Source organism: Zoogloea dura (assembly GCF_012927165.1).
Lineage (GTDB): Bacteria > Pseudomonadota > Gammaproteobacteria > Burkholderiales > Rhodocyclaceae > Zoogloea > Zoogloea dura.
Window position 1 is genome coordinate 1 of record NZ_JABBGA010000036.1, and the last position, 18794, is coordinate 18794.

The window sequence follows — 18794 nt, forward strand, 5'->3', positions numbered from 1 at the left end:
GCCGAGCACAAGGCCCTGCCCGGCGCCACCGCCCTGTCGGAGGCCGCCGCGCGCAACCTGTACAAGCTGATGGCCTACAAGGACGAGTTCGAAGTGGCGCGCCTGCACACCGACCCGGCCTTCCTGGCCGAACTCGATGCCCAGTTCCCCCACGGCTACAGCGTCAAGTACAACCTGGCCCCGCCGCTGCTGGCCGACAAGGACCCGAAGACCGGCCACCTGCAGAAGAAGCAGTACGGCCCGTGGATGTTCAAGGCCTTCCAGCGCATGGCCGGCCTCAAGCACCTGCGCGGCGGCGCGCTGGATCTCTTCAGCAAGACCGAAGAGCGGCGCATGGAACGGGCCCTGATCGAGGAGTACATCCGCCAGCTCGACGAGATCGTCAGCCAGCTGACCCACGCCAACCATTCAGCCGCAGCCAGCCTGGCGGCCTGGCCGGATGAGGTGCGGGGCTATGGGCACGTGAAGGAGAAGAACCTGGCCAAGGCGCGGGTGCTGCAGGCGGAGCGGCTGGCCGCCTTCAGGAATCCCAGCCAGGTGGTGATGATGAAGCGGGCGTAAGCGGCCAGGGTGCGGGGGAGACCGGCCCCTGCACCCTGTATCACAACAAAGCCTCTCTGCCGCAAGGCAAGAGAGGCTTTGTTGTATTGGCGGGACGGGAGGTTCAGACCATGCCGGATCCGGGCTGACGATTCTGTTTGTAACGCCGGAGCGTTTCGGAGGGGAGTTCGTTGAACTGTTTCCGGTACTCGATCGAGAAGCGGCCGAGGTGCATGAAGCCCCAATCCATCGCGATGCATGAAATGTTCTTCTGGGAGCCGTTGCGCAGGATTTCGCGGCGTACCTGCTCGAGCCGGTGCTTCTTGCGATAAGCGAGGGGTGTCAGCCCGAAGTACAGCTTGAAGCCCTCGTAAAGCTTGAAGCGGGAGACCCCGGCCACTTGTTCGATGTGCTCCAGGTTAACGTCGTCCTTGGCTGTGTCGAGGATGAACTGACGTGCCTTGAGCAGGTATTGGGGGGTCTTGCCTTCGCGGGAGCTGTGGAGCTCTTCCGAGTAGTTGTTGGGCTGCGCCAGCAGCAGGCCACGGATGAGGGTGGCTTCCAGTTCCGCCGCAAGGTGAATATTGCGGTAAAGGCTCTGGCTGCACGCCATTTCAGTCAGCAGGTGGCGCACGATTCTCCACCACGAGGCGGTTTCTCCACTGGTGGCGTCCATGGTAGGGGAGAAGGTCAGCGGCCTGGACAAAGGGCGCTGCAGCAACTCTTCGAGTACCTTGGATACGGCGGCGTGCGACATTGACACCAGCATCTTGCGGCAATTCCCTGCGATCACCAGTTCCTGAGCGACGTTCGGCACGAGGATGGTGCCCATGTCAGCGGTAGACAACAGCCGTCGCCCGTCGACCTCGAGTTCCTGTTCGCCGGTGATGGGCAGGCTGATGCTGAAGCTGTGCAGGGGGGTGGGCTCGTTGACCAGGATCGACACATCGGTGCCGTATTCCACGACGCCGATGGTGGTTGAACGGGACTGCAGGACGCTGCCTGAGTGCCGGAACTGCAGAGGGCGGTTGGCATGTGCCTTGAGGCCATGAGGGCCACAGATTTCGGCCATCCATGTCTGGGCACTCTTGAGGTCACTGCAGGATGTATGCAGGTCCTGTGGAACAACTTTCGCGATCGTCTCCATCACGAACTCCTGGGTAGGGGTTGAGGCTCCGCTTCATGCAGCTATTCCGGGCCGGTTGGTGCGTCTGGTGTGTGGCTCCGTGATCCTGTTGGTGCAATCTTGTTGTCGAGCTGCGTGTCGGAATCTTAAAAAATCGAGATTTATAATAAATATCGATTTTCTTGTCAGGCTTCTCTGCTGTCAAGCGCCACCCTTGAGGGGAAATACCCCCCCCATCGTTGAACGGGGACGCGGTGCTCGAGCCGGGAGCCGCGGTTTGACGGCTGTTTTCCGGCTGTGGCCCGCTGTCCACAAAAACCGGACAGACATTCCCCAACAGCAGGATATTCCTGGAAAAAGAACGGCCTTCTAATGGGGGCTCCATCAACACCAAAACAATGGGGACAACATGAGTACCGCAAGAACTACAGCCGACTGGCGCGAATTTGTCTCGGGTTGCCTTGATTTTAGACCGGAGGAGGGCGTTTACCGAGTCGCGCGCCGCATGTTTACGGAGCCCGACCTGTTCGAACTCGAGATGGAGATGATCTTCGAGAAGAACTGGATCTATGCCTGTCACGAGAGCGAGATCTCCCAGCCCAACGATTTCATTACGATGAATGCCGGCCGCCAGCCGATGATCATCACCCGCGACGGAAATGGCAAGCTCAACGCGCTGGTCAATGCCTGTCAGCATCGCGGCGCGACCCTGACCCGGGTCGGCAAGGGTCGGCAATCCACCTTTGTGTGCTCCTTCCACGCCTGGACCTTCCGTTCCGACGGCAAGCTGCTCAAGGTGAAGGCACCCAGCGAATACCCGGAAGACTTTGACTTGGCTTCCCGCAACCTCAAGCGGGCGCGCATTGCCAGCTACAAGGGCTTCGTGTTCATCAACCTCGACACCGAGGGTACCAATTCGCTGGAAGATCATCTCGGCGATGCCAAAGTCTTCCTGGACCTGATGGTGGCCCAGTCCCCGACCGGTGAGCTGGAAGTTCTGCCGGGCAAGGGCACTTACACCTTCGATGGCAACTGGAAGCTGCAGAACGAGAACGGCCTGGATGGCTATCACGTCAGCACCGTGCACTACAACTACGTGGCCACCGTTGTTCATCGCCATGAGCTGAATGCCCAGAAGGGCGCCGAGATCACCAATACGCTGGACTACCGCAAGCTGGGTGCCGGCGATTCCGATACCGACGATGGCTGGTTCTCCTTCCCCAACGGGCACAGCGTGCTGTTCAGCGAAATGCCCAATCCCAGTGTGCGTCCCGGCTACGCCACCATCATGCCGCGCCTGGTCGAGGAGTATGGTGAAAAGAAGGCCGAGTGGATGATGCACCGGCTGCGCAACCTGAACGTCTATCCCAGCCTGTTCTTCATGGACCAGATCAGTTCCCAGCTGCGGATCATCCGCCCGGTGGCCTGGAACAAGACCCAGGTGATCAGCCAGTGTATCGGCGTGAAGGGCGAGTCCGAAAAGGATAGGGAGAACCGCATCCGTCAGTTCGAGGATTTCTTCAACGTTTCCGGCATGGGCACCCCCGACGATCTGGTGGAGTTCCGCGAGGCCCAGCGCGGCTTCCAGGCCCGCCTCGAATCGTGGAACGACATTTCCCGCGGCCACACCAAGTGGATCACCGAATCCACTCCCAATGCCGAGACGCTGGGCATCTCGCCGGTTCTGACCGGTGCCGAGCTGACCCATGAAGGGCTTTACATCAACCAGCACGGTGCCTGGCGCGATTTCCTGCTACGGGGCATCGACAAGAAATCCAAGAGCGAACAAGGAGCGGAATGATGGGCGATTTGCAGAAGAGCGTTGAGCAGTTCCTCTACCGCAAGGCCGAACTGTGCGATCGGCAGGCCTGGGACGATTACCTGGAACTGTTTGACGAAGGTGCCGAGTTCCACATTCCCCAGTGGGATTCCGAGCATGTCTACACCACGGATCCGAAGCGCGGCATGTCGATGATCTACTATGCCAACCGCTCGGGGCTGGAGGATCGGGTCTATCGCATCCGCACCGGCAAGTCGGCGGCATCGACTCCGCTGCCCCGCACCCTGCATCTGGTGACCAACGTGATGATCCAGGAGGCGTCTGACTCCCAACTGGAGGTCAAGGCCAAGTGGGTGACGCACTACTACCGCTTTGGCGTGGCGGCGCACTTCTTTGGTGAAGTGACCTACACCCTGAAGCCCGCAGGCAACAGTTGGGTGATCCTGCGCAAGCATGTGCTCGTGCTGAACGACGTGATCGATTCGGTCATGGACTTCTACCACGTCTGAGCGCAGATGTAGCCAGAACTCAGTTTGCTCCTCGATCAGGTCTGCCATCCTGACGATTGGCCTGCTTCGGGTAACCGGGGCAGGCCTTATTTTTTCATCTTGGGGCCGACCCAGGATGAAAAGTGCCCCCTTGGGGGCAGCGACCCGCCCACTTTTTGTCAGTGCCCCGACTGTGCGGGGATGCCATCTGCCTCCGGCAGGAGGACAATGAGTGCCTGGAGGCGCTGAATGCAGCTTCCTGTCAGGGGTGTTTCCCGGCCAGCGGGCTGCGAAACCAGAACAAGAAAGGGCAGATCATGAGCTCCAAGCACCGTCATCTTCTCGAATCAATATTCCGCGATCCCATCAGCAGCAATATCCAGTGGCGCGAGGTGGAGTCCCTTCTCCATCATCTGGGGGCCGAGGTCGAGCCGGGCCACGGCGCCCGTTTCCGGGTACTGCTCAACCGGCATGAGTTCTTCCTGCACCACCCCCATCACAGCAACGAGTTCGGCAAGCAGGAACTCAAATACCTCCGTGAATGCCTGGCTGGGGCTGGAGTGACGCCTTCGGCCTACGAAGAGAAAGAGTGACGAAGCGGGCTGGGCTTCATCCGCCTCAGAGCTGAAGCAGGCCCATGGCCTTCAGGCTGAGGAACAGTGAGGCTCCGATCAGCAGGTTCTTGAAGCTCACGTAGCACAGCATGTCCATCAGGCTGGCCCGGCGATACAGGCGGCCCCACCAGGGGCCTTCCTTGACATAGGGTTTGCCGTCCAGCCGGACGAATACCTCCAGCACGCTCCAGCCGAACCACCAGCCGATGATCGCCCCCGCCGACAGGTGGCCGAGGGCGGTGAGGATCCAGGCGATGGTGGCCGCGACGGCAAGGCCGAAGCCGGCCAGGCGTAAGGATGTCCGGCCGCCTTGGGCGCCGCTGCCCCAGGGCCACAGGTGGTCGCGGAGCTCGGCGGCCAGCCAGGCTGCACCCCGGGCTTCCCCGTAGGAGGGCTGGCGCAGTTCGTTGCGGTCGGCGAGGGTCATGAGTGCTTTTCTTCCGTGGCAGATCTGGCGGGGGCGGGATGGATGGGGATGAAGTAGCCCCGTGCGTCGATCGGGGTGAGCGGCTGGCCGGCCTTGTCCCGGCGTTTGCGCTCCTGGGCCAGGGGAGGGCAGGCGTGGTCGTCGTAGTACAAGACCATGCAGTCCAGGCAGAGCATGCATTCACGCTGGTCGATGTTTCCCTTGGTGTCGATGGCCAGGGAGCCGCAGCCCTTGGCGCAGGCCTTGCACTTGGTGCATTCGTCCTTCCGCTTGAGACCGAACCAGCGGAAGGTGGTGGGCATGGCCAGGGCCGCGCCCAGTGGGCAGAGATACTTGCAGAAGGGCCGCTCTGTGAAGATCGACAGGCCCAGCAGCCCCCCGGCGAAAAGGGTATAGGGCCAGCTGCGATTGAGCAGGCCGACCAGGAAGGTGGTCTTGAAGGGCTCGATCTCGGCAAGCTTCTCGGCCAGGCCCATGCTGAAGAAGGACACGGCGAGCAGGCCGAAGAAGATCGCGTACTTGAGGCCCTTGAGCCTGTCGTGCAGGGCCTGGGGGAGGTGGAACTGGAAGCGCTTGAGGCCGCAGGCCCGGCCCAGCTTGTAGAGCAGCTCGGAGAGGGAGCCGAAAGGGCAGAGCCAGCCACAGAACAGCCCGCGGCCCCACACGAACACCGTGACGATGATGAAGATCCAGAAGATGAAGATCAGCGGGTCGGACAGGAAGAGCTCCCACTGCCACTGGAAGAGCAGGCTGTGGAACCAGGTCAGGACCTGGGTGATGGAAGGCTGGGCCATGGCCTGGAAGCCCACGAAGCCGATGCTGAGCAGCCAGCCGGTGTATTTGAAGGCATTCACCCGCCACTTGTTCTTGTGGCTGGAGCGGCGTACCAGGCGGTCGCGGTTGGCGTAGGCCGCGGCCACGCCGAGCAGCAGCACGATGAAGGCGCCGATCTGCAGGGCCTTGTCCTTCCAGACCTTGAGCCAGGTGGGGTCGGGCTTGATCACTTCCGGGCGGCCGCCCTCCAGGTAGGAGTCGGCCAGCCAGTATTCCCTGTCGAAATTGGCAAAGGTCTTGGCGGCGGTCTCCTTGTCGATCCTGTTGCCGAGGAAGACCAACTTCCAGGGATAGGCGGCGGAGAAACCCTTGCCGCGGATGATGAAGATCGCCGATTCGTCGTAGGCCGGGGCGCCTGCGGCGGCGAGGCCCCAGAGGTTCACATAATCGAGGTCGCGGAAGGTGAAGCTGTCCTTGTCCTGGCGTACTTGCACCCGGTCGTAGATGCCGCCGCGGACGAAGCCGGACCCCTTGAAGGAGTCCATCCCGGCGGTCCGGATGATGAAGATGGCGTGTTCGCCTTCCTTGAGGCGCGCCATCAGGCTGGCGTAGCCGTCCTTGCCGAGCAGGGCGCGGCCGATGGTGGGCTGGTTGAGATAGCCGAACCACAGGTCCATGTAGGGACGACCATCACCCTTGAGGCCGAGGTCCTCAGGTTTGACCACCAGGTGTTGCACGCTGCCGTCGGCCACCAGGTTGGCCCAGCTGGGGGCCGCATCGGAAATGGGAAACCTGGCCTGGGGGCGGATTACCGGCTTGAGGATGCCCACCTGCTTGGCCACCTCGGTGCCGCTGGTCATCATGACCTGGTTCTGGGCAATGACGGTGACCGTGGCTCCGGTGATCGCGTCGAGGCCGATCAGGTTTTCCTCGGGGCGTGACTTGCCGATCTCGATGTTGTCGCCGACAAACTGCCCCAGGTACTGGTTGTTGAACTTGACCAGCGAGGATTCGGGGATCCCCAGCAGCAGGATGGGCTCGGAGTGCTTGAGGATCTTCACGCCGGTGAACTTGCCGGCGGTGTCCATCCCGATCAGGGTGACCACCGGTTTGCCGGAATAGGCTGGAATGTCGGTGATGTCGGTGGACAGCATCACGTAGCCGACTTTGGTCTTTTGTCCGGCGTCGTCCCGATAGCCCTCTACATACGAAGGCTGCCCCTTGCGCTCCGAGAAGCTGGTCGCCCCGGGCAGGACCTCGCTGCAGGGGGCGTAGTCACACAGCCGCGGTGAGGAAGACAACTCCGGCGGGAGCTTGATCTCGTAGGTGTCGGCGTGGGCGGCGCTGGTGAGCAGCAGGGCGGCGAGGGGGGCGAGCAGGCGGCGCAGGGTGCGCTGGGAGAACATCGAGGGCTCCGTCTATCGGTGTGACGGCGGATTCTGGTGCCGGGGGCGCCTGGCCGCCTTAAGCTGAGTCAATTCGGCAGCCGGCCCGAGGAATGGCGGCAAGCAAAAAAAGGGAGGCCGGAAGGCCTCCCCAACTTATCCCCCACGATAAGGAAACGGCTTGCGCCGGCTTACTTCTCCACGATCATGCGAGTCCGCATTTCGAGGTGCAGGGCGTGGCAGAAGTGAGTGCAGTAGCACCAGTAGACACCCGGCTTGTCGGCCTTGAAGGTGACGGACTTGGTCTCCAGCGGATTGACAATGAAGTTGATGTTGTACTTGGGAATCGCAAAGCCGTGGGTCAGGTCCTCCACCTTGTCCAGGTTGGTGAGGATCAGGGTCACCTCGTCGCCCTTCTTGACGGTGAACTCGCGCAGGCTGAAGGCCGGAGCCTGGGATACCAGCTTGACGGTGACCTTGTTGCCGTTGCGGAAGACGCCGCTTTCCTTCGGATCCTTCACCGCGTTGGGGAACTCGTCCAGGTTGTAGACCTGGCGGGTCTTGATCCGGTCGCGCTTGACGATGATGAAGTCGTGGGGCTCGGGGCGCACCGGGTGGTCGGCGATCAGCTTCATCTTCTCGCCGGAGATGTCGACCAACTGCTCGTTCTCAGGGTGGAGCGGGCCGACCGGCAGGAAGCGGTCCTTGGAGAACTTGCAGCCCACGCACAGCCACTTGCCGTCGGCTTCCCGGGTCTCGGACTGGGAGGCGTTGAGGTGGCCGGGCTGGTACTGCACGTCCAGGCGGTCCACCACGTACTGGGCGTTCTTGTCGCCGGCGTGGAACTTGATGGCGGCCTCCACGTTCCATTTCACGACCTGAGAGTCCAGGAAGAGGGTGGTGAAGGCATTGCCGCGGCCGTCGAATGCGGTGTGCAGGGGGCCGAGGCCGAGCTCCACTTCGGCCACCACGGTGGCCTTGATGTCCTCGAGCTTGCCGTCGAACCAGTCCAGCACCTTGCCCAGTTCGATCACGGTGGCGGTGGGCGACAGCTTGCCGGCGCAGATGAAGTACTTGGCATCCGGGCTGGCATTCACGCCGTGGGGATTCTTGGGGACCGGCACATAGGCGACCAGCGCGGTCTTCGGGTCCTTGTTCGCCTCGCGGGTGGCGTCCACCACCGGTACCTTGGAGTCGCCGTAGGTCTTGAACTTGCCGTCCTTGACGGCCTGCTCGATGCGGGCGATGTGGAAGAAGGTGCAGGCGTCCTTCTCGGCGGACATCATGTCCTCGTACTTGGCCCCCATCTCGGTGTTGTACTGGTTGGTGGCGGCCAGCTTTCCATCGTAGGAGGTGGCCACCAGGTCGCAGTTGCCGTCGATCAGGGCCTGCCAGCGCACCGCCATGGTCTCGGCGTCGACGCAGGTGAACAGCGAACGGTACGTGTCCACATCGTTCAGGTGGCTGCCGTCATTCGGCAGGGGGATGCTGAACTCGGCACCGGCGAAGACGCGGGTAGTGTGGGTGATGGCCGGGTCCACCGGGTCGGCCTTGTCCGGGAAGATGCCGTGGAAGCCCTGGACGTTGGGGATCTCGGTGATCTTGTCGCACTCGAAGGTGTCCAGCTTGACCCGGGCGATGCGGCCGTTGATCTTGTCGTTGATCCAGGCGTAGCGCCCGTCGTAGGTGCCGTCCTTGTAGGAGGCGTGGGTATGGTGAGTGTCGGCGACGGTGTAGCGCAGGCTGCCGTCCGCCTTGGTACCCATGATGGCCTTGGATTCATTCGTGATGCCCCAGCCGACCAAGGGGTCCGGGTTGAACACGGGGACGCGGGTGATCTCGCGGCCGGAGGGCAGGCCCAGAATGCGCATGTCGCCGGTGTGGCCACCGGACCAGATGCCGTAGTACTCGTCCAGCTGGCCCGGAGCCAGGTGGGGGGAGGCGCCATGGCTGGCGGCTGCAGGGGCCGCGCCTGCCGCGGGGGCGGCGGCGGGCGGGGCTTCCTGTTTGCAGGAGGACAGGCCGACGGACAAGCCGGCACCGGCCAGCCCGGCGAGGGCGGCGGTGTTAAGGAACTTGCGGCGTCCCGGTACGGGGGTCAGGTCGTCATGCTGCGTGTCTTGGGTGCTCATTGTGGGTCTCCGTATGTCCCTTAACCGAATGCGCGCCGTGGATTACGGCGGCCTAGCCAGTTGTCGCCGGAGCCGGGCGTCGGGAGAGACGCGGCGCCGCTGCGACAATCTGTCGCGGCGCAATGTAGGGGGGTGGGAGACGAAAGAAATTGACCGTGGGCAAGAATGGCGCCACGTACCGAAAAAACAGCCTGAAAACGCCTTGTTGAGTCAGTCTGTATTAGAACTTGCTGAAATATAAGCGCTTTTTTTGGGGGGGGAGTCAGCCCCGGTTGCCGCCGCCAGCCTGCAGCAGCACCAGCAGTGCGCCGTCGCCGCCATCGTGGGGTTTGGCCTGGCAGAAGGCCAGGATGTCTTCACGCTGGGCCAGCCAGCCGCGGGAGAGGTGCTTCAGCACCGGGATGCGACCGGGCGAGCCGTGGCCCTTGCCGTGAATCACCCGCAGGCAGCGGCGCCCCTGCTGCAGCGCCAGGGCGATGAACTGGGCCAGGCTGGTGCGGGCCTCGTCACGGGTCAGGCCGTGGAGGTCCAGCTCACCCTGCACGACCCAGCGGCCGCGGCGCAGGTCGGTGAGGACCCGGCGGGGCAGGCCGACGCGCAGGTAGGCGGCCTCGTCGCCCATGTCCAGGCGGTCCTCGAAGGAGATCGGGGATTCCAGCGCCTCCCGCAGCACCTCACGTTCGTCTTCCTCGCGCAGGCGCGGGCGGGGGGCGGGCAGGGGGCGATCGACTGCGGCGAGGTTCTTGTCCTTGAGGGGGGCAACCTCACCGGCCACCTGGCGGAACAGCGCGGCGGGATCGGCGAGCGTGCTGTCGTCAAAGGTGGGCGCAGGCGGCTCCCAGTGCTCCACTGCCCGCACGCCAGGATTGGCGCGCTGACGCTGGAGGCTGAGGTCGACCCGATTGAAGTCCTTGATCGGCGCAATGTCGCCCAGCGCTGAGCGGAAGACGGCTGCCGCATCGTTCTCGTCGACCCGGGCGGGGCGACGCGACGGGGCTTCGACTTCCAGCTCGGGCTGCCGCGGGCGAGGCGTCGGCACGGGCCTGGGCCGACCGAGCTCGGCCCGGTCGGCAGACTTCACCGGCTGTACGTCACCCACCTGGCGGCGGAACAGCCCGTCATCGTCGGCCGGCTCTGACGGAGCGGGGGCAGTGGAGCGGGGAGCGGCTTTGTTGCGGGGCCCTCCGATCACGGTCTTGAGGGCGGCATTGGGCACCTGTTGGCGGATGGCCTTGAGGGCGTCCAGCCCGGAAGTCTGATTGCGCTTGCGCATGGTGCCCGTACGGTGCTGCTCGATGCGGATTGGAACGGTGGCCGGCCGCCTCGCAGCGACCGGCCCGGGGGGGCGATCAGCCGGCCAGGCCGAGGCTGTCGAGGTAACGCTCGGCGTCCAGCGCGGCCATGCAGCCGGTACCGGCGCTGGTCACGGCCTGACGGTAGATGTGATCCTGCACGTCGCCGGCGGCGAACACGCCCGGCACACTGGTCGCCGTGGCATTGCCGTGACGGCCGCCCTGGGTGACGATGTAGCCACCTTCCATTTCGAGCTGACCTTCGAAGATGTCGGTATTCGGCTTGTGGCCGATGGCGATGAACACGCCCTTCAGGTCGATGTCCTTGGTCGTGCCGCTCTTGACGCCCTTGATGCGCATGCCGGTCACGCCGGTGGCGTCGCCCAGCACTTCGTCGAGGGTGGCGTCGAGTTCCAGCACGATCTTGCCCGCAGCGACCTTCTCCATGACCTTGTCGACCAGGATGCGCTCCGCTTTGAACTTGTCGCGGCGATGCACCAGGGTGACCTTGCTGGCGATGTTGGCCAGGTACAGGGCCTCTTCAACGGCTGTGTTGCCGCCACCGATCACGGCGACTTCCTGGTTGCGGTAGAAGAAACCGTCGCAGGTGGCACAGGCGGAAACACCCTTGCCGGAGAAGGCCTCCTCGGAGGGCAGGCCCAGGTACTGGGCGCTCGCGCCGGTGGCGATGATCAGTGCGTCACAGGTGTATTCGCCGGCATCGCCCACCAGCCGTATCGGCTTCTCGGCCAGGTGGGTGGTGTGGATGTGATCGAAGATCATCTCGGTATTGAAGCGCAGGGCGTGCTTCTCGAAACGCGCCATGAGCTCGGGGCCCTGCACGCCGTCGGCGTCGGCCGGCCAGTTGTCCACTTCGGTGGTGGTCATCAACTGGCCGCCCTGAGCGATGCCGGTGATCAGCACGGGGTTCAGATTGGCACGGGCGGCATAAACGGCGGCACTGTAGCCGGCGGGGCCGGAACCGAGGATGAGCAGCTTGATGTGACGGGTGGCCATCTGGGTGTCTTTCTCTTCTGTTTTGTCGTGAGCAAGGAAGGACCGATTATAAGGTGCTTCGTTCCCCGGGGCAGGATGAAGCTGTGCGGTGGCGGTGGACGTTTTGATGCCACTGCGATGGAGACCCTCAAGTTTGCTTTATACTTGACCGTTGATTGTCCATGACGGAAACGACGGTTCGACGGGTCGTTTCCACGCCATGTAATTCATTTCGAGTCCTGCTTAGGAGACGCTTATGTCCGTTACCAGCTCCGTGTCCACGATCGCCCTGAGGACATTCCCGATTTTCCAGGGCCTCGGCGACGACCGGCTGGCGGCAGTTGCGCGCTGTGCAATGATGCGGCGGGTGCCGCGTGGTTCGGCGGTGGTGCATGAGGGCGACCGCACGGATTTCGTCTATTTCGTGCTCACCGGCAACCTCAAGGTGATGGTCAGCGACGAGGATGGCCGTGAGGTGATCCTGACCATCCTCGGGCAGGGCGAGATGTTCGGCGAGATGGGGGTGCTGGATGACAGCCCCCGTTCCGCGTCGGTGGTGGCCGTGTCGCCCTCCGACCTGGTGACCATCGCCAAGACCGACTTCAAGCGCCTGATGCAGGAGAACTTCGAGCTCGCCTGGCACGTCATGTGCAATCTGACCCGCCGCCTGCGCGACGCCGACCGCAAGATCGAGAGCCTGGCCCTGATGGACGTGTATGGCCGGGTGGCGCGCCTGCTCCTCGAGATGTCGGAGGAGGTGGATGGCGTCAAGATGGTGCGCAAGAAGATCTCCAAGCAAGATATCGCCAAGATGATCGGCGCCTCCCGCGAGATGGTCAGCCGGGTCATGAAGGACCTGGGCCTGCGTGGCCTGATCGAGGAAACCGATGGCGGCGTGATCCTGCGCGAAAAGATCTACGATTTGTGAATGCCCCGGAAATCCTTCCTTACTCATCACGGCACGGGTGAGGACGGGTTCTCCGAAGACCCTGGTTTATAATCCGAGCGCGGCGCCTTGCCGCGCTTTTGCATTGCAGGCTCCATTCTCCGCAAGCCCCGTATCGCCATCCCATGCTCAATCGTCCTTCCACCCGCCCCTTGCCCCTCCCGGAAAAGATCGCCGGCCTGCTGCAGGAGGCCCGCTGGCTGCTGCTGGGGGTGCTGGCCCTCTATGTCGCGATGATCCTCTTCGGCTATTCGAAGGCCGACCCTGGCTGGTCCCACGCCGTGCAGATCGAGCAGGTGAGCAATCCGGGCGGGCGCTTCGGGGCGTGGCTCTCCGATCTGCTGCTCTACCTGTTCGGTGTGTCGGCCTGGTGGTGGGTGGTGTTCCTGGGCTTCGGGCTGGCCATCGGTTTCCGGCGGCTGCAGCTGGTGTTCGGGGCGGACCGCCGCTCTTTCCTGATCGTGGTGCTGGGGTTCATCGTGGTGCTGCTGTCCAGCAGCGGCCTGGAGGCGATGCGCTTCCATTCCATCAAGGCGGTGCTGCCCCTTGAGCCCGGCGGCGTCATCGGGCTGGAACTGGGGCGCCTCACCCTGCAATACCTGGGCTTCACTGGCGGGACCCTGCTGCTGCTGGCGCTGATCGCCGGCGGCATGAGCCTGTTCTCGGGCGTGAGCTGGCTGGAGGCGTCGGAGCTGCTGGGGGCGGGGCTGGAGCGGGTCTGGTTGTTTGCGACCCAGGGCGTGCAGACTTGGGAGGACCGCCGGGTCGGCCGCGAGGTGGCGCAGAAGCGCGAGGCCGTGGTCGAGACCAAGCGCAAGAAGGAAGAGGTGACGCCGCCACCGCCAGTGCGTATCGAACCGGCCATCGTCGAGGTCGAGAAGTCGGTGCGGGTCGAGAAGGAACGTCAGACCACCTTGTTCACTGAACTGCCCGGCGGAGCCCTGCCGCCGCTGGCCCTGCTCGACGAGCCTGCCCACGATGTGGAGCCGCCGTCTGCCGAGGTCCTCGAGTTCACCTCGCGCCTGATCGAACGCAAGCTCGCCGACTTCGGGGTCGAGGTGAAGGTGCTGGCGGCGTATCCCGGTCCGGTGATCACCCGTTTCGAGATCGAGCCGGCGGTTGGTGTGAAGGGCAGCCAGGTGATGAATCTGGTCAAGGACCTGGCCCGCGCACTGTCGGTGGTGAGCATCCGGGTGGTCGAGACGGTGCCCGGCAAGACCTGTATGGCCCTCGAGCTGCCCAATCCCAAGCGCCAGACCGTGCGCCTGTCGGAGATCCTCGGGTCCCGGGCCTACCACGACATGCACTCGCCGCTCACGGTGGCGCTCGGCAAGGACATCGGTGGCCAGCCGGTGGTAGCCGACATCGCCAAGACGCCTCACCTGCTGGTGGCCGGCACCACCGGCTCCGGCAAGTCGGTGGGCATCAACGCGATGATCCTGTCGCTGCTCTACAAGTCCGAGCCGGAAGACGTACGCCTGATCCTGGTGGATCCGAAGATGCTTGAGCTGTCCATCTACGAGGGCATTCCGCACCTGCTGGCGCCGGTGGTCACCGACATGAAGCATGCTGCCAACGCGCTCAACTGGTGCGTGGCAGAGATGGAGAAGCGCTACAAGCTGATGTCCGCGCTAGGGGTGCGCAACCTGGCTGGTTACAACAAGGCCGTGGCCGAAGCCGCCCGGATCGGCGCGCCCTTGAAGAACCCGTTCTCGATTACGCCGGACAGCCCCGAGCCCCTCGACAAGCTGCCCTACATCGTGGTGATCATCGATGAGCTGGCCGACCTGATGATGGTGGTCGGCAAGAAGATCGAAGAGTTGATCGCCCGCCTCGCCCAGAAGGCCCGGGCGGCCGGTATCCATCTGATACTGGCCACCCAGCGCCCCAGCGTGGATGTGATCACCGGCCTGATCAAGGCCAACATCCCGACCCGCATGGCCTTCCAGGTGTCGAGCAAGATCGACTCCCGCACCATCCTCGACCAGATGGGGGCCGAAGCCTTGCTGGGTATGGGCGACATGCTCTACCTGGCACCGGGTACCGGCCTGCCCAACCGGGTCCACGGCGCCTTCGTGGCGGACCACGAGGTGCACAAGGTGGTGGAGCACCTCAAGGCGACGGGGGCCCCGGACTACATCGAGGGCATCCTCGCGCCGTCGGAGGAGGAGGGCGGTGATCTCCTCGGCGGCGGCGAGGGCGGCGAAGGCAGCGAGGCCGACCCGCTTTACGACCAGGCCGTGGAGGTGGTCATCAAGACCCGCCGGCCGTCGATCTCCCTGGTCCAGCGTCACCTGCGCATCGGCTACAACCGGGCCGCGCGCCTGATCGAACAAATGGAGCGCTCCGGGCTGGTCACGCCGATGGGCAGCAACGGCAACCGGGAAGTGGTCGCACCGGCCCGCGAAGGAGAATCATGATCCGCAAGTCCGCATTCCTGCTAGCCCCGCTGTTCTCCATGATGTTGGTGGCCGGCGAGGCCCGCGCCGATGGACTGGCCCAGCTCAAGCAGTTCATGGAGGGCACCCGCAGTGCGCGGGGCAGCTTCAGCCAGCAGGTCCTGTCCAAATCGGGCCGCAAGCCCCAGCAGGCGAGTGGCAGCTTTGCCTTTGCCCGCCCCGGCAAGTTCCGCTGGACCTACGAGAAGCCCTACGCCCAGCTGCTGGTGGGGGATGGCAACAAGCTGTGGGCCTACGACCAGGAACTCAACCAGGTCACCACCAAGAAGCTCGGACAGGCCCTGGGCAACACGCCAGCCGCCATCCTGGCCGGCGACAACGCCCTCGACCGCAACTTCACCCTCAAGGATGCCGGAGCCGCAGATGGCCTGGAGTGGGTGGAGGCCGTACCCAAGGGCGATGACAGCAGCTTCGAGCGGATCCGCCTCGGCCTGGCCGGTGGCCAGCTCAAGGCCATGGTGTTGTACGACAACTTCGGGCAGACCACCTCCCTGCAGTTTGGCCAGCTCGAGCGCAATCCTGCCCTCGATGCCGCCCTGTTCCGCTTTGTACCGCCGGCTGGCGCCGACGTGGTTGGCGAGTAAGCGCAACACCAATGGCCGATCTCTTCGACACCCTCGACCCGCCGCGCCTGCCGCTGGCGGAAGCCATGCGGCCGCAGGCTATCACCGAGGTCATCGGCCAACGCCACCTCCTGGGGCCGGGCAAGCCGCTGGCCCTGGCCTTCCAGTCGGGCAAGCTCCATTCGATGATCCTGTGGGGCCCGCCGGGCGTCGGCAAGACCACCCTGGCGCGACTGATGGCCAAGGCCTTCGATGCGGAGTTCACCTCCCTCTCTGCGGTGTTCTCGGGCGTCAAGGACATCCGTGAGGCCATGGCCCGGGCCGAGGCCGAGCGGGCCCGCGGCCGCCACACCATCCTGTTCGTGGACGAGGTGCATCGCTTCAACAAGGCCCAGCAGGACGCCTTCCTGCCTTACGTGGAGCAAGGCCTGGTCACCCTGATCGGTGCGACCACCGAGAACCCGTCCTTTGAGGTCAATTCGGCCTTGCTGTCCCGGGCCGCCGTGTATGTGCTTGAGCCCCTCACCCAGGACGAACTGACCGAACTCTTCGAGCGGGCCCGCCTGCATGCCTGTCCGGAGCTGCACTTCGAGGACGATGCCCGCGACCGCCTGACCGGCTTTGCTGATGGTGATGCCCGCAAACTGCTCAACCTGGTCGAGCAGATCCAGACCGCGGCCGAGACGGCCGGCGTCAACCCGGTGACCCCGGCCTTCATCGACGAAGCCCTGTCGCGCAACCTGCGTCGCTTCGACAAGGGTGGAGAGGCCTTCTATGACCAGATCTCGGCCTTGCACAAGTCGGTGCGCGGTTCGGACCCGGATGCGGCGTTGTACTGGCTGTGCCGGATGCTGGACGGCGGTGCCGACCCCTTGTACCTGGGGCGCAGGCTGGTCCGGATGGCCGTCGAGGACATCGGCCTGGCCGATCCGCGTGCCCTGGAAATATGCCTCAACGGCTGCACCACCTACGAGCGCCTGGGCTCTCCGGAAGGCGAGCTGGCACTGGCGCAGGCAACGGTCTTCCTGGCCTGCGCGGCCAAATCGAACGCGGTTTACAAGGCGTATAATGCAGCGCGTCAATTTGTGAAGCAGGATGCTTCACGGCCCGTGCCCATCCACCTGCGCAACGCCCCTACCAAGCTGATGAAGGAACTGGGTTACGGCAAGGCATATCGCTATGCGCACGACGAACCCGATGGCTACGCCGCAGGTGAGCGGTATTTCCCCGACGGAATGTCTCCGCCGGGATGGTATGAACCCGTCGCCCGGGGCCTTGAGGCCCGGATCGCCGAGAAGCTGGAGCGCCTGCGGGCCCTGGACCGGGAGTACGAGGCCCGGCAGGCCGGCAAGGGGGTCAGTGAGTGATCGGGTGGGCTGCGATGAAGCGGGCGCAGGCGTCGCGGAAGCGCTTGGCCTTATCCTGGTCGCCCCGCTCCTCGGCCTCGTCTACGAGATCGAGCATGAACTTGGTGAGCATGAGTGTGCCTTCCCGGGTTTGTACGAGGCCGCAGGCAATCTGGGCGGCCGCGACATCGGGAATGTCGTGGTGTTCGGCGATGATGGCGACGTCTTCGTCGGTCAGGTCGCAGTAGTCAAGGCAGTCGCGAATGGACAACATCGGGTTTCTCCTTCGGTGGTCGCATTTGAGCAGCGCTTTCAAATGAGCGCCTTTAATCCAATTGTGACCTGTGAGAGTGTTAAATCAAGAAAAGTTTCCGTCTCGGCTCACTATTAACTTCTTGATTTCTATTGATTTTGCAAAGCCATGCGGACAACTCATGTTGCGCCGCAATATATCCGAAAAGCGGGTGTCCTGCCCAGCCCTTTGCGGGCCCGCTCGAGCAAATGCGTTAATTTTCTGATTTGAATAGGGATTGTCATGCTTGATGTGCAACTGCTGCGTACCCGCCTGGACTTTGTTGCAGAGCGACTTGCCACCCGGGGGATGAATCTCGACGTGCAGGCCTTCCAGGCCCTGGAGGACGAGCGCAAGACTCGCCAGACCCGCACCCAGGATCTCCAGGCCCGTCGCAATGCGTTGTCCAAGCAGGTGGGCCAGCTCAAGTCCAAGGGTGAGGACGCCTCCGCAGTGCTCGCCGAGGTGGCCGGTATCGGTGACGAGCTGAAGGCCAACGAAGCGGCGCTGGCAGAATTGCTTGAGCGCTTCAACGCCTTCGTCGCCGGCCTGCCCAACCTGCCCCACGACAGCGTGCCGGTCGGCAAGTCCGAGGAGGACAACGTCGAGGTGAGCCGCTGGGGCGTCGTGCCGAGCTTCGACTTCGAGGTGCGTGATCACGTGGACATCGGCAGCCGCCTGGGTGGGCTCGACTTCGAAACCGCGGTCAAGATCTCCGGTGCCCGCTTCACGCTGATGAAGGGCGGCCTGGCCCGCCTGCACCGGGCCCTTGCCCAGTTCATGCTGGACACCCATACCGCCGAGCACGGCTACACCGAGCTCTACACGCCCTATATGGTCAACGCGGCCAGCATGTACGGTACCGGCCAGCTGCCGAAGTTCGAGGAAGACCTGTTTGCCGTGCCCAAGGCTGATGGCAGCAAGTTCTACCTGATCCCCACCGCCGAGGTGCCGGTGACCAACATCGTGCGCGACGAGATCGTGCCGGCCGAGTCGCTGCCGATGAAGTTCGTCTGCCACACCCCGTGTTTCCGCTCGGAGGCCGGCAGCTACGGCAAGGACACCCGCGGCATGATCCGCCAGCACCAGTTCGACAAGGTCGAGCTCGTCCGTATCGAACGCCCGGAGGATGCCTGGGCGGCTCTGGAGGAACTCACCGGCCACGCCGAGGCCATCCTGCAGAAGCTCGAGCTGCCCTACCGCAAGATCGTGCTGTGTTCCGGCGACATGGGCTTTGGTTCGGCCAAGACCTACGACCTCGAGGTCTGGCTGCCGGCCCAGAACACCTACCGCGAGATCTCCTCCTGCTCCTGCTTTGAGAGCTTCCAGGCCCGCCGCATGCAGGCCCGTTTCAAGAACGCCCAGGGCAAGAATGAAACCCTGGCAACCCTCAACGGTTCCGGCCTGGCGGTGGGGCGGACCCTGGTGGCGGTGCTGGAGAACTACCAGCAGGCTGACGGTTCGGTGCGCATCCCCGCGGTGCTGCAGCCCTACATGGGCGGTGTGACGGTGCTCGAAGCGCTCTGAGCAGGAGAGACATCAGGCCACCTGCGGCCTTTGACGACCGGGTCTGCGGACCCGGTTTTCTTTCGCCTTCAATTTCTGTATATTAGTACATACTAATTTGAAGGCGG

The 18794-nt window shown here is 63.8% G+C and carries 16 protein-coding genes; 9 read left to right on the plus strand and 7 right to left on the minus strand.

All coding sequences use genetic code 11. From position 1 onward, the window contains the following. The coding region (locus HHL15_RS23870) for a DUF6537 domain-containing protein (protein WP_328825084.1) at positions 1–561 on the plus strand (561 nt) is incomplete at its 5' end. Between the two features lie 103 nt (positions 562–664). On the opposite strand, the gene HHL15_RS23875 is transcribed toward HHL15_RS23870, so the two are convergent. Further along, positions 665–1687: an AraC family transcriptional regulator gene (locus tag HHL15_RS23875; protein WP_169148317.1), complete on the minus strand. Its 1023-nt coding sequence runs from the start codon at positions 1685–1687 to the stop codon at positions 665–667. Between the two features lie 388 nt (positions 1688–2075). On the opposite strand from HHL15_RS23875, the gene antA reads away from it, so the two are divergent. The 3 genes from antA to HHL15_RS23890 all read left to right on the plus strand — a co-directional run bounded on the left by antA (position 2076) and on the right by HHL15_RS23890 (position 4527). Beyond that, on the plus strand, positions 2076–3467 hold the full coding sequence (gene antA, locus HHL15_RS23880; protein ID WP_169148318.1) for an anthranilate 1,2-dioxygenase large subunit: 1392 nt from the start codon (positions 2076–2078) through the stop codon (positions 3465–3467). Then, positions 3464–3955: an anthranilate 1,2-dioxygenase small subunit gene (gene antB, locus HHL15_RS23885; RefSeq protein WP_206198955.1), complete on the plus strand. Its 492-nt coding sequence runs from the start codon at positions 3464–3466 to the stop codon at positions 3953–3955. Before antA ends, antB begins: the two co-directional genes overlap by 4 nt. A 296-nt stretch (positions 3956–4251) precedes the next feature. Beyond that, complete coding sequence (locus HHL15_RS23890; protein ID WP_169148319.1) at positions 4252–4527, plus strand: type II toxin-antitoxin system HicA family toxin; 276 nt, start codon at positions 4252–4254, stop codon at positions 4525–4527. A gap of 25 nt (positions 4528–4552) precedes the next feature. Here HHL15_RS23890 and HHL15_RS23895 read toward each other — a convergent pair whose 3' ends face one another. From HHL15_RS23895 to trxB, 5 genes are all read right to left on the minus strand, one after another. Beyond that, the gene (locus tag HHL15_RS23895; RefSeq protein WP_169148320.1) at positions 4553–4975 is read right to left on the minus strand and encodes a transcription regulator; all 423 of its coding nucleotides are present in this window, start codon (positions 4973–4975) and stop codon (positions 4553–4555) included. Then, entirely contained in the window at positions 4972–7155 is a 2184-nt protein-coding gene (locus tag HHL15_RS23900; RefSeq protein ID WP_169148321.1) for a NosR/NirI family protein, read from the minus strand. The genes HHL15_RS23895 and HHL15_RS23900 overlap by 4 nt, the downstream gene beginning before the upstream one ends. Positions 7156–7325: 170 nt before the next feature. Continuing rightward, a complete protein-coding gene (nosZ, locus tag HHL15_RS23905; protein WP_169148322.1) occupies positions 7326–9266 on the minus strand; it encodes a TAT-dependent nitrous-oxide reductase in 1941 nt (646 codons plus the stop codon). A gap of 262 nt (positions 9267–9528) precedes the next feature. Continuing rightward, the gene (locus HHL15_RS26650) at positions 9529–10539 is read right to left on the minus strand and encodes a Smr/MutS family protein (RefSeq protein WP_235943645.1); all 1011 of its coding nucleotides are present in this window, start codon (positions 10537–10539) and stop codon (positions 9529–9531) included. A gap of 76 nt (positions 10540–10615) precedes the next feature. Next, complete coding sequence (gene trxB, locus HHL15_RS23915; RefSeq protein WP_169148323.1) at positions 10616–11575, minus strand: thioredoxin-disulfide reductase; 960 nt, start codon at positions 11573–11575, stop codon at positions 10616–10618. Positions 11576–11810: 235 nt separating this feature from the next. Here trxB and HHL15_RS23920 point away from each other — a divergent pair, with 235 nt between their 5' ends. The 4 genes from HHL15_RS23920 (at position 11811) to HHL15_RS23935 (ending at position 16889) form a co-directional block, all read left to right on the plus strand. Next, positions 11811–12482, plus strand: a complete 672-nt coding sequence (locus tag HHL15_RS23920) for a Crp/Fnr family transcriptional regulator (RefSeq protein WP_169148324.1) — start codon at positions 11811–11813, stop codon at positions 12480–12482. Positions 12483–12625: 143 nt separating this feature from the next. Continuing rightward, positions 12626–14920, plus strand: coding sequence for a DNA translocase FtsK (locus HHL15_RS23925; protein WP_169148325.1), 2295 nt, complete (start codon positions 12626–12628; stop codon positions 14918–14920). Then, on the plus strand, positions 14917–15543 hold the full coding sequence (gene lolA / locus HHL15_RS23930; RefSeq protein ID WP_169148326.1) for an outer membrane lipoprotein chaperone LolA: 627 nt from the start codon (positions 14917–14919) through the stop codon (positions 15541–15543). The genes HHL15_RS23925 and lolA overlap by 4 nt, the downstream gene beginning before the upstream one ends. Positions 15544–15554: 11 nt before the next feature. After that, complete coding sequence (locus HHL15_RS23935; protein ID WP_169148327.1) at positions 15555–16889, plus strand: replication-associated recombination protein A; 1335 nt, start codon at positions 15555–15557, stop codon at positions 16887–16889. Here HHL15_RS23935 and HHL15_RS23940 read toward each other — a convergent pair. Further along, on the minus strand, positions 16879–17142 hold the full coding sequence (locus HHL15_RS23940; RefSeq protein ID WP_169148328.1) for a hypothetical protein: 264 nt from the start codon (positions 17140–17142) through the stop codon (positions 16879–16881). The genes HHL15_RS23935 and HHL15_RS23940 overlap by 11 nt on opposite strands. 261 nt (positions 17143–17403) lie before the next feature. Between HHL15_RS23940 and serS the strand changes: the two genes are divergently transcribed. Further along, the gene (gene serS, locus HHL15_RS23945; protein ID WP_169148329.1) at positions 17404–18687 is read left to right on the plus strand and encodes a serine--tRNA ligase; all 1284 of its coding nucleotides are present in this window, start codon (positions 17404–17406) and stop codon (positions 18685–18687) included. Positions 18688–18794 lie beyond the last annotated feature (107 nt).

Bases quoted from the DNA above. Each gene is read 5' to 3' on its own strand.
- trxB (WP_169148323.1), bottom strand. From the start codon at position 11,575: ATGGCCACCCGTCACATCAAGCTGCTCATCCTCGGTTCCGGCCCCGCC.
- lolA (WP_169148326.1), top strand. From the start codon at position 14,917: ATGATCCGCAAGTCCGCATTCCTGCTAGCCCCGCTGTTCTCCATGATG.
- HHL15_RS23890 (WP_169148319.1), top strand. From the start codon at position 4,252: ATGAGCTCCAAGCACCGTCATCTTCTCGAATCAATATTCCGCGATCCC.
- HHL15_RS23935 (WP_169148327.1), top strand. From the start codon at position 15,555: ATGGCCGATCTCTTCGACACCCTCGACCCGCCGCGCCTGCCGCTGGCG.
- HHL15_RS23920 (WP_169148324.1), top strand. From the start codon at position 11,811: ATGTCCGTTACCAGCTCCGTGTCCACGATCGCCCTGAGGACATTCCCG.
- HHL15_RS23895 (WP_169148320.1), bottom strand. From the start codon at position 4,975: ATGACCCTCGCCGACCGCAACGAACTGCGCCAGCCCTCCTACGGGGAA.
- HHL15_RS26650 (WP_235943645.1), bottom strand. From the start codon at position 10,539: ATGCGCAAGCGCAATCAGACTTCCGGGCTGGACGCCCTCAAGGCCATC.
- nosZ (WP_169148322.1), bottom strand. From the start codon at position 9,266: ATGAGCACCCAAGACACGCAGCATGACGACCTGACCCCCGTACCGGGA.
- serS (WP_169148329.1), top strand. From the start codon at position 17,404: ATGCTTGATGTGCAACTGCTGCGTACCCGCCTGGACTTTGTTGCAGAG.
- antB (WP_206198955.1), top strand. From the start codon at position 3,464: ATGATGGGCGATTTGCAGAAGAGCGTTGAGCAGTTCCTCTACCGCAAG.
- HHL15_RS23940 (WP_169148328.1), bottom strand. From the start codon at position 17,142: ATGTTGTCCATTCGCGACTGCCTTGACTACTGCGACCTGACCGACGAA.
- HHL15_RS23875 (WP_169148317.1), bottom strand. From the start codon at position 1,687: ATGGAGACGATCGCGAAAGTTGTTCCACAGGACCTGCATACATCCTGC.
- HHL15_RS23925 (WP_169148325.1), top strand. From the start codon at position 12,626: ATGCTCAATCGTCCTTCCACCCGCCCCTTGCCCCTCCCGGAAAAGATC.
- antA (WP_169148318.1), top strand. From the start codon at position 2,076: ATGAGTACCGCAAGAACTACAGCCGACTGGCGCGAATTTGTCTCGGGT.
- HHL15_RS23900 (WP_169148321.1), bottom strand. From the start codon at position 7,155: ATGTTCTCCCAGCGCACCCTGCGCCGCCTGCTCGCCCCCCTCGCCGCC.